This window comes from Novosphingobium nitrogenifigens DSM 19370 (genome assembly GCF_000192575.1).
Taxonomy (GTDB): Bacteria; Pseudomonadota; Alphaproteobacteria; order Sphingomonadales; family Sphingomonadaceae; genus Novosphingobium; species Novosphingobium nitrogenifigens.
Genome location: NZ_GL876926.1, coordinates 1,464,919 through 1,473,783, shown reverse-complemented (window position 1 = coordinate 1,473,783; position 8,865 = coordinate 1,464,919). Strand labels below are relative to the sequence as shown.

Below are 8,865 nucleotides of genomic sequence, written 5' to 3'. Positions count from 1 at the left end.
AAAGCCAAGGCGCTGGATTTCTTTGCTTGGGCCGACGATGTGCTGTCCAGGGCATCGGCCCGATCACCGCTGGCCGAGGCGCTGCGCTATGCCGTAAAGCTAAAGCCTCAATTGCTAGCCTACACAGAGGACGGCAGGCTGGAGATCGACAACAACCCGGCGGAGAATGCTCTGCGGGGGATATGCCTAGGCCGCAAAAATTGGCTTTTTGCCGGTGCCGACTGCGGCGGTGAGCGCGCCGCCGCCATGTATTCCCTGCTGGAAACCGCAAAGCTAAATGGCATCAATCCGCAGGAATGGCTCGCCGATGTGCTCGACCGCATCGGCAAGGGGCATCCCATCAACCGGATCGACGAACTGCTGCCGTGGAACTGGGTAGTAGAAAGCGTATCCGCCAGCTTTGATGAAAACGGGTTGTGAGGGGGCGAGCTACGATCAGCGCAACCTCTGATCGTCGAGAATGATTTCAGCTTGCATTCCGGCCTCAAAGTTGCCCGTCCTGGCAATGTCTTCCAGCAACGCCTTGATTGAGGCGCAATCATGGGCCTCAAGGCAATAAATCAGTGTGCCGCGCCTGTTTTCCAAATCCGGCCGCTGGATAAGCCTCACCAGAACATTAAAAATCCGTGGGTCTGAATTATCTGCTAATTCCAACGCGAGCGAATGTCGCTCCGCATGATCGCAGGTTTCCTCAAACCGCTTTAGTTTCTCGATTAGCTCGGCGTCAGTCATGGATTGCGGCCATAATCTGGAAACGCATCGCCCGCTACCGGGCAATTTCTGACCACCGCCTATGTTAGAGCGGTCGAGGCCGGACGCTTACCCATCAGGAGGCCATTCCAGCCAATACTCTCACCTCTCCCGCGTCAGCGGGTTCGTTCAATCACATCAACGCCTGACAATTAATGGGGCTTGAGCCTACGTAAAGCGGAAGCCCGACAGGGTCGTGCGCATGACGTCCTGCGAATAGATGCACTCGCCCGGCCCCTGCGCGGCACCGGCCGCGACCATCAGGGGCAGCAGGTGTTCCTCTCGAGGGTGGGAGAGGCGTGCGGCTGGGGCGCTTGCCCATTGCTTCAAGCGTTCGGCGCGCGCACCGTCTTCGAGCGCGAGGCTTTCCTTGAGCCAGGCATCGAATTCATGCGAGGGGCCGGTGAAGCGGGGATCGCCATAGCCGCGCATGTTGTGAAAGCTCATTCCCGCTCCCACGATCACCACGCCTTTGTCGCGCAAGGGGGCGAGCGCGTGCCCTGCCGCAAGATGGAGCGCGGGGTCGAGGCTGTGGTCGAGCGACATTTCGACGACCGGGATCTGTGCATCGGGCAGCACGACCTTGAGCGGCACGAAAACGCCGTGATCGAGGCCGCGATCCGGGTCGATCCCCGCCTGAAAGCCGCCCTTTTGCAGCAGTTCGACTGCTTCGCCGGCAAGTTTCGGGCTGCCGGGAGCATCATAGCGCAACTGATAGGTGTGAGGCGGGAAACCGTAATAGTCATAGACCAGCGGCGGCTTGGCATTGCCGGTGAAGGCGAATCCGCGCGTTTCCCAGTGGCCGGACACGATCAGGATGGCCGAGGGCGTCTCGGGGAAATCGGCGGAAAGGCCGCGCAGGAACTGCTCCATCCCGGCCCAGACGCCTTGGGGATCGTCCATGAAAAAGCACGGGCCACCCCCGTGAGGAATATAATAGGTCGGCTGGCGAGACATGGTCGTTCCTTTCGAGGGCAGATATGGCGCGATCTCCATTGGGTGAAAATAGGCTCAATTGGAGAATGCGTTTCAACCGTGAGTGTGAAATTGTGCGAAGGGCGGCGACACATTGTCCGCTGCCGGGATCAGCCCGCGTCAGGGCCTCAATTTACAGCGGAAATGGGATCGGCCATATCCGGTACATGTCCGCAAAAGTCCTGAGTGTCGTCCCGCGTGTTTTCGCTGCCGCCCTGGCATGGATTTTGACCGTTTCGGTTGCTCACGCGGCCAATTGTTCGGTCGCGACGGCACAGGGAACGACGGGCCCGTCCGACTGGCAGACTTATTGCTGGATCGATTTTTCGTCCTACAACGACACCACCGCGCGTTCGTCGTCGGGCCAGGCATTCAGCCTGACGCTGCAGGACGGAACCGTCCTCAATTTCACGCTCAAGACGAGCGGGACCGCGCTGACCGCGACGGGGAGCCCGTCGTGGAGCGGAGCCGCGATCGGCAATACCGCGATGACCGGAATTGCCGGTTCGCCGGTGCTGTATCAGACCGGGGCGGGGACCACGACCGTGACAGTCTCCTCGATCCGGATGACCCCACCGGCTGGGGCGGGCGGGGTGACCAGCTACATGCTGGTGGCGGCCGATGGGGAATCCACCAACAGTGGGGAAACACTGCGTTTCACGACCAATGGCGGGGCCTGGCAAACGCTGGGGCAAGCAGGAGCGGTGAGCGGCAGTTCCTATCCCTCGCTGTCGGGGGCGGGGACGACCTCGGTGACGGAAACGGGCGCGACCGCCAATTACACGGGGGCCTATATCTTTGGATCCTCGACGCCGACGCAGATCGGGAGCACGCTGGTCGGGGGAGGGCTTGAGGGTTTCATGCTGGCCGTCCGCTATGCCTCGGTCCGGCTGACCATGGCGATTTCGGGTGCTCGGGTCAGTTCGTCGGATCAGTTCACTTATGCGATCACCGCGACCAGCAATGGCGCGACGCTCGTGTCGGGTACGTCCAGCGGAACCGGATTGGGGCCGTTCACGACGGCGGGCGTTTCGGCAGCCGCATCGGTTCCCCTGACGCTGACCGAAACGATGGCCTCGGGCAGCACGAACAGCCTTTCACACTATGTGACGACCTTGACCTGCACCAACAGCAATGGCGGTTCGTCGACGTCCTTGCCCAGCGGACTGGCGACAACGAGTTATGCCATCCCGAGCCTTTCCTTTGGCGATGCCCTGCAATGCACGTTTACCGAAACGCCCTATCCCCACCTTACGCTGCAAAAGGCGCTGGGAAGTGGTGGGCGCCAGTATTCGACCGACCAGTTCACCATGAACATCGCGCAGGGCAGTACGGTCGTCGCCACGACAACGACCAGAGGAACCGGCTCCACCTTGACCAATCCGGCGACCGCTCAGACGCAGGTCAGCGCGGGGACTGCCTATACACTGGATGAAAGCACTGCGGGAACCACCGTCGCGTCCCAATACACATCCGTCCTTGGTTGGACGAACGCGAACGGGAGTTCGTCGACCAAATTGCCGACCGCGCCGGGCGGTTCAATCACTCCCGCACTCGGCGACGTGGTGAGTTGCACGATCACCAATACCAAGGTCGCCACGAATGCCTCGCTGGCCGTCGTCAAGAGTTCGACGGTCCTGTCCGATCCGGTCAACGGCAGCACCAATCCCAAGGCAATCCCGGGGGCGATCGTTGCCTATACGATCACGGTCTCCAACACGGGCCCCAGCGCGGTCGACAAGAACACCGTGCTGCTGATCGACGCCTTGCCGTCGCAACTCTCGGTCGGAACGGCGGCATCCCCGACGTTCGTGCAGGGCTCTCCGTCGAGCAACCTGACTTTCAGTGCGGCGTCGAACATCGCGTTTTCCAGTTCGACGATCGCGCCGACCAGCTTTGCCGCCTGCACTTACACACCGACCACCAGCTACGATCCGGCGGTTCGCTTCATCTGCCTCAATCCTCGCGGAACCATGGCCGGTTCCACGGGAACCCCGCCGAGCTTTGCGATCACTCTTCAGGCCAGGGTGAACTAACTTTTGCGCCGCACGCCGCGGTCGAGGCCGAGGAAGCCGAACGTGCTGGTGTCGAATTTCAGCCTCATGCTGGCAAAGACCCCGCGACGGGTGTTGTTGCTGGCCGAAAAGTCGGCGTCGCGATAACCGGCAAGGTTGTAGCCGACCATGAGCAGCATATTCTTGGCCGGAACCACGCCGATGCTGGGCCCGACGGCAAAGCTGGTGGTGCCGTCCGAGACATTGGCCCGAACCGAGGCTTGTCCGCCGATCTCGATGCGGTCGCCCAGGCCGATATGCGCCGAGATTCCGGCCATGACGGTGGTTCCGCTGAGGTTGTAGCCGTCATAGGCATCGAAATTGTGGCGGATTGCCGCGAAGAGGCTGACTTCGCTGCGTTCGACGAACTGGTCGTCGTGATGGCCGCGCGGGCTCCAGTCGCTGGAAACCGATACGATCAGACGCCGTGCGTGGGCGTTGCCGCTGGTCACGCTGGTCAGCGAGGAGCCCGCACTTGCGTCCGAGAGCGAGGAGACCGTGCTGGTGGTCGTGCCGGTTCCGGCCTGGGCAAAGTCGCTACGGTATTCGGCGCGGGCGAGCCATGCCGCCATCGCGAAATGGGGGCGCCAGGCCATCGCCAGCGTCGCGTCGAGCACATCGGTCAAAGTGCCGTCGGTTCCCTGCGCATGGGTCCAGGTGACGCCGGTGCCGACCATGCGTCCATCGCCCAGCTGGCGGATGGCGCCGAGCGTCATCCCGTGGCGCGAGGACCATTCGCCGTCGCGCCATTCCGCACGCAAGGTCGTGCTCCACAGGTCCTTGCGCCAGGCGATGCCCGCCGTGACGGCAGTAAAGTTTTCGACCAGCGTGCTTGTCGTCGATCCGCTCGTCGTGCTGCTGCTGATCCCGGTCACGGCCGAGGACAACCCGGTCAGACGCGATCCTGCCAGAACCCGATTGCTGTCGACGGTCGTATCAAGCGTGACATGACGATTGAGCGACAGGCTCTGTGACAAACCGAAGGCGGCGAACGTACGCTGGCCGTTTTCGGCAATCGCCTGATCGCCGAGCCCGGCGGTCACATGGCTGCCGCGCCAGGGCTGCATGTCGAGGCCGACGCGGCCGGTCGCGGTCGACAACTGGCTCGAACTGGCCTGTTCATAGGAGGCGACGACGCGGGTGTGGCTGTTGATGGCATAGCGCAGGCCGACGGTTTCGGTGACGGGCAGGCTGGCGGCCTGGGCATTGCCGAGCGGGATCGACGAAGCCGCCGTTACTTCCAGCCGGTTATCGAGCAGCTTGTGCGTGAGGCTGCCGTCGATCAGCGTCGTCGTGCCGCTGGTGGTGTCGTCACGCTCGCGCAGAGTGGTCACGCCGAGATTGGCCTGGGTCTGGCGATCGCGATATTGCAGCTTGATCGAGCCCTGCTTGCGGTCCTCGACCGTTTGCAGGCCGGTATCGGTCCACAGGCTCGTGGCGATCGCGAATTTTTGGGAAACCTTGCGGCGCAGGTCGACGCCGATGCGGCGATGGCCGACTTCGGCTTCGCTGGTCTGGCCCACGCCGAAATTCTGGTCGGCACTGCGTGCATAGGCGAGCACGTCGAGCGCCTTGTCGTGGTGTTCGCCTTCGATCAGCCAGGCTTGCGAGAGGGCCCCGGCCAGCGTGGAAACACCGCCTTCGGCCCGGATTTCGGTATTTGCTCCGACGCGCAGGCGAAGGTCGGCGGCGGCCTCGTTGCTGCGGCCATTGTCGCCCGCATCGGTGATCGCGGTGGCGCCGATCCGCAACCGCTTGTCCCGGGTGGTATAGTCGGCGCGTCCGGCCCCGACGAGGGCATTGGCGCCGCCCAGCGTGGGGTCGATGTCATAGTCGATCACTGCATATTGCGGATTGAGCGAGGCATCGCGGGAGAGCAGGGGCTGCTTGAACGTGATCGTCCCCGAAATCGCGTCGAGCGTGTAATCGGTGTAAAGCGTCATGGTCGTGGTGGAGAGCACGACGTCAGGACGGAACCGGTCGCGCACGACCACGCTGACGGTTTCCGAATTGAGAATGATCGCGCTGGAGGACAGCGGATAGGGGCCCGACAGGCCGGTGCCGGCGATTTCGTCGTGGCGGTGGGTCGTCGATGTGCGCGCGCCGAACCCCTGGAGATGGACGCGACCCAATTGCGCCTCGGCTTTCACGCCGGTTGCGGTACGCTGGTAATGGGCCAGCCTGGTCTGGTTGAAACCGGCCTCGACGTCGCCGAAAATCGCATAGAACGTCGCGGTTTCGATCCGCAGATACAGCTTGTTGCGGCTGGCAGCGTCGAACCGGCGGCTCGTTCCGTCGCCATAGACGGTGTAATAGGCGCGCGGGTCGATCGTTCCCATCAGGGTCTGGTCGCTGGTCTGCTTGGCGCTGTCATAGGCGAGCGTCAGCAGGAATTTGCCGAGGATGCGCCCCTTGGCATAAAACGCTGCGCGGGCGTGACGGCCCAGATCGCTGGCAATGCCGCCGGTCTTTTCCATGTTGTCGGCAATGGTGCGAGCGCCGAGGCTGCCTTCGGCAAGGCCCACGAGAGTCCAGTCGACTTTGCCCGGCTTGACCCAGCTTTCGAGCGTCTGGGAATGCCGCTGGTCGTTGTCGACAAAGGCGAAGTCGAGTTGCAGCGCGCCGCTCGCCATGGTCGGGGCAAGCTCGATACGCGCGATGCCGTCTTCGCCTTTCACGGTCCAGTGCGGGCTGGCACGGCCAAGCCCCGACAGCGCGCGCGACTGCTGCATGTCGATGGCGTCGGCGCTTTCATAAGGGCTCGACAGCGTGACATCGCCCGAAATTCCGGCATGAACCGGGCGACCGTTGCGGTCGACGATGCGGACCGCAACGACCGGACGGGTGCGACCGTCGGCGACCAGATGGGTTTCGGACGGCACGATCTGCGCCGCGAAAGGGACATGGTTGAAATGGACGGTCCGCGCGAGATGCGCGGCAATCGAGCCATCGGCATTGCGCACATCGGCCGTCAGTTCGGTGGTGTCGCCTTCGAGCGGGACACCGCGCCAGATGCTGACGGCAAAGCTGTTGTCGGGTGCGACCTTGACCGCGTCGCGCATGACGCGCGGCACCGGAGTTCCGTTGGCCGACAACTCGACGGTCTGGTTGGGGCGATGGCGGATGACGACACGGATCGCGGGCGCGCGCGGGTTGTGGTCGGTTGCCGGGAACAGGAAATCGGTCGGGCCGTTCCCCATCGCCAGCCAATCGGTTTCGGCCCCGGCGGCGACGCGTTCCTCGTGAGTTTCGCTGTCCTTGTCCTTTTTGGGATCGGCGGGGGTGGTTTCGGTCCCACGCTCGTTCGGAGCGGCCGGTTGGAGCGGAGGAAGCGATCCGGGGACCAGTTGCGCATGGAAATTCGCAACCATCAGCGCGCCGCCCTGGCCGATCACGAAACGGCTGGTCGCGCTGCCCGCAGCACGGCTGCCCCCGTGGCAGGCAATGAACCGGCCGCCTTCGGGCAAAGTGTGCGGGGCGACGGCAACAACGTGGGTTCCCGGCACGATGCCGTCGAAATGATAACGGCCGTTGCGATCGGTGATCGCGAAACTGCCGTCTTCGAGCATGACGCGGACGCCGGGAATGCCGCGATGCTCCGCCGCGATCGAGCAGCCGCCCTCGGTCACTTCGCCGACAAGCGTCATGCGGCTGGCAAGGCCGTCCTCGGTCACGCGGACGAGCGCGCTTGCCGTGGAGCTGGTGCCGGTGATGTCGGTGACGGTGACGGTGTTTTGCGCACGCCCCTGGCTCGCGTCGTTGCGGACGCTGGCGGCATAAGTGATCGTGTGCTTTGCGCCTGCCGCGAGCGTGCCGAGCGAGACCGTCAGCCTGCTGCCGTCAGCCGCGAATGTGGCGTTCGCACCCGCTCCGGTGCCGTCGATGCGGACCGAATCCTTGCGCAGACGCAAAAGCGAGGAGGGAACGTCGACCATCTGCACCCCGCGCATGGCATGGGTCGTGTCGGGATTGGTCACGGTGACGGTATAGTGGACGAGATCGCCCGGCTGGGCTTCGCTGACCGAGGCGGTCTTGGTCACTTTCGCAGCTGTGACCGTGCGATCGGCGGGAATGTCGACGCGTACCGCTGCCGTGCTCGAAATCTGGAGCGTATTGCCCCACGAGGCCGGGATCAGCGTCATCGCCGTGCCGTCCGAATGCGTCAGGCCCGAGAGCTGCGCGGCGGAAAGCTTTGAAGGCGCCGTATAGGGCGAGGGCGGCGTGACCTGCAGGCGATAACTGCCCACGGCAACCTTGGGAAAGCTGTATTCGCCCGTCGCCATGGTGTGCGTGACGCCGTTTCCGTCGGTCACGGTGCCGCCGGTCTGAACGGTCGAAGGCCATGTGGTGGTGCCGTCAGGCCCATAGACTTTCGCCGGTTGCAAGGTGGTCGCATCGACGATGGTGACAGTGGCACCATTGATCGGCGTGCCGTCGGAACTGTCGAAGACTTCACCGGCCGGATCGCTCAGCACCGTCAGGCTGGTGCTTGCGGCAACCTGGGTGGTGCCGGGCAATTCGGGGGAAATTGTGACGATATCGCCATCTGCGACCGACAACGTGCAGTCGCCCGCGACCGGCTGGGGCGGAACCGCCGCCGTCGCGATGGACCCGGCGAAAAGGCCGGTGTTGATGCCGGTTTCCGCAACGGTCAGTGTTTCGCGATCGCCGCTCCTGGTGGAAATGACGACGGTGATCTGGTCGATGGCCGTGGCAGAAAGATTTCCCTGCGGCATCGAGATCTGGAAATAGAATGCGTCGCCGATCGTGATCGCGCTGGCAGGCGTGACCGAGGCCTGGGCATAGCTGGCCGCCGTTTCGGCCTGCGTCGTCGTGGCCGTGGCCGTGGTCGCCGACGCCGAGCATTGCGACGCGTGATAGGTGAGGACGGTCGAGCCGGTCGGCGATGCGACATAGGCATTGACCGTGATCGGGATCGTCGTCTCGACGAGGCTGACCGTGTTCGAGGCAACCGTCACCGTCTGGCCGCCGACGGGCCAGGATGCATAGGCGGTGTTGGTAATGGTCTGAGCCCTCGCGGCACCCCCGATGAGTGCTGCAAGCAGGCAAAACAATCCCATTACCG

The 8,865-nt window shown here is 63.6% G+C and carries 5 protein-coding genes; 2 read left to right on the top strand and 3 right to left on the bottom strand.

The annotated features are described in order from the left end of the window. Positions 1-420, top strand: a 420-nt coding sequence (locus Y88_RS06840; RefSeq protein ID WP_040702376.1) for a transposase domain-containing protein, incomplete at its 5' end; no start/stop codon positions are given. A 15-nt stretch (positions 421-435) separates the two neighbouring features. Here Y88_RS06840 and Y88_RS06835 read toward each other — a convergent pair. After that, positions 436-732, bottom strand: a complete 297-nt coding sequence (locus tag Y88_RS06835) for a hypothetical protein (RefSeq protein WP_018075791.1) — start codon at positions 730-732, stop codon at positions 436-438. A gap of 186 nt (positions 733-918) precedes the next feature. After that, a complete protein-coding gene (locus Y88_RS06830; protein WP_008067528.1) occupies positions 919-1,746 on the bottom strand; it encodes a DODA-type extradiol aromatic ring-opening family dioxygenase in 828 nt (275 codons plus the stop codon). Between the two features lie 146 nt (positions 1,747-1,892). On the opposite strand from Y88_RS06830, the gene Y88_RS06825 reads away from it, so the two are divergent. Beyond that, on the top strand, positions 1,893-3,761 hold the full coding sequence (locus Y88_RS06825; RefSeq protein ID WP_008067526.1) for a CshA/CshB family fibrillar adhesin-related protein: 1,869 nt from the start codon (positions 1,893-1,895) through the stop codon (positions 3,759-3,761). On the opposite strand, the gene Y88_RS06820 is transcribed toward Y88_RS06825, so the two are convergent. Beyond that, positions 3,758-8,860 carry an isopeptide-forming domain-containing fimbrial protein gene (locus tag Y88_RS06820; RefSeq protein WP_232280946.1) on the bottom strand — a complete coding sequence of 1,701 codons (5,103 nt, stop codon included), beginning with the start codon at positions 8,858-8,860 and terminating at the stop codon, positions 3,758-3,760. The two genes, Y88_RS06825 and Y88_RS06820, sit on opposite strands and share 4 nt — an antisense overlap. Between the last annotated feature and the right edge of the window lie 5 nt (positions 8,861-8,865).

Bases quoted from the DNA above. Each gene is read 5' to 3' on its own strand.
- Y88_RS06835 (WP_018075791.1), bottom strand. From the start codon at position 732: ATGACTGACGCCGAGCTAATCGAGAAACTAAAGCGGTTTGAGGAAACC.
- Y88_RS06830 (WP_008067528.1), bottom strand. From the start codon at position 1,746: ATGGAGATCGCGCCATATCTGCCCTCGAAAGGAACGACCATGTCTCGC.
- Y88_RS06825 (WP_008067526.1), top strand. From the start codon at position 1,893: ATGTCCGCAAAAGTCCTGAGTGTCGTCCCGCGTGTTTTCGCTGCCGCC.
- Y88_RS06820 (WP_232280946.1), bottom strand. From the start codon at position 8,860: ATGGGATTGTTTTGCCTGCTTGCAGCACTCATCGGGGGTGCCGCGAGG.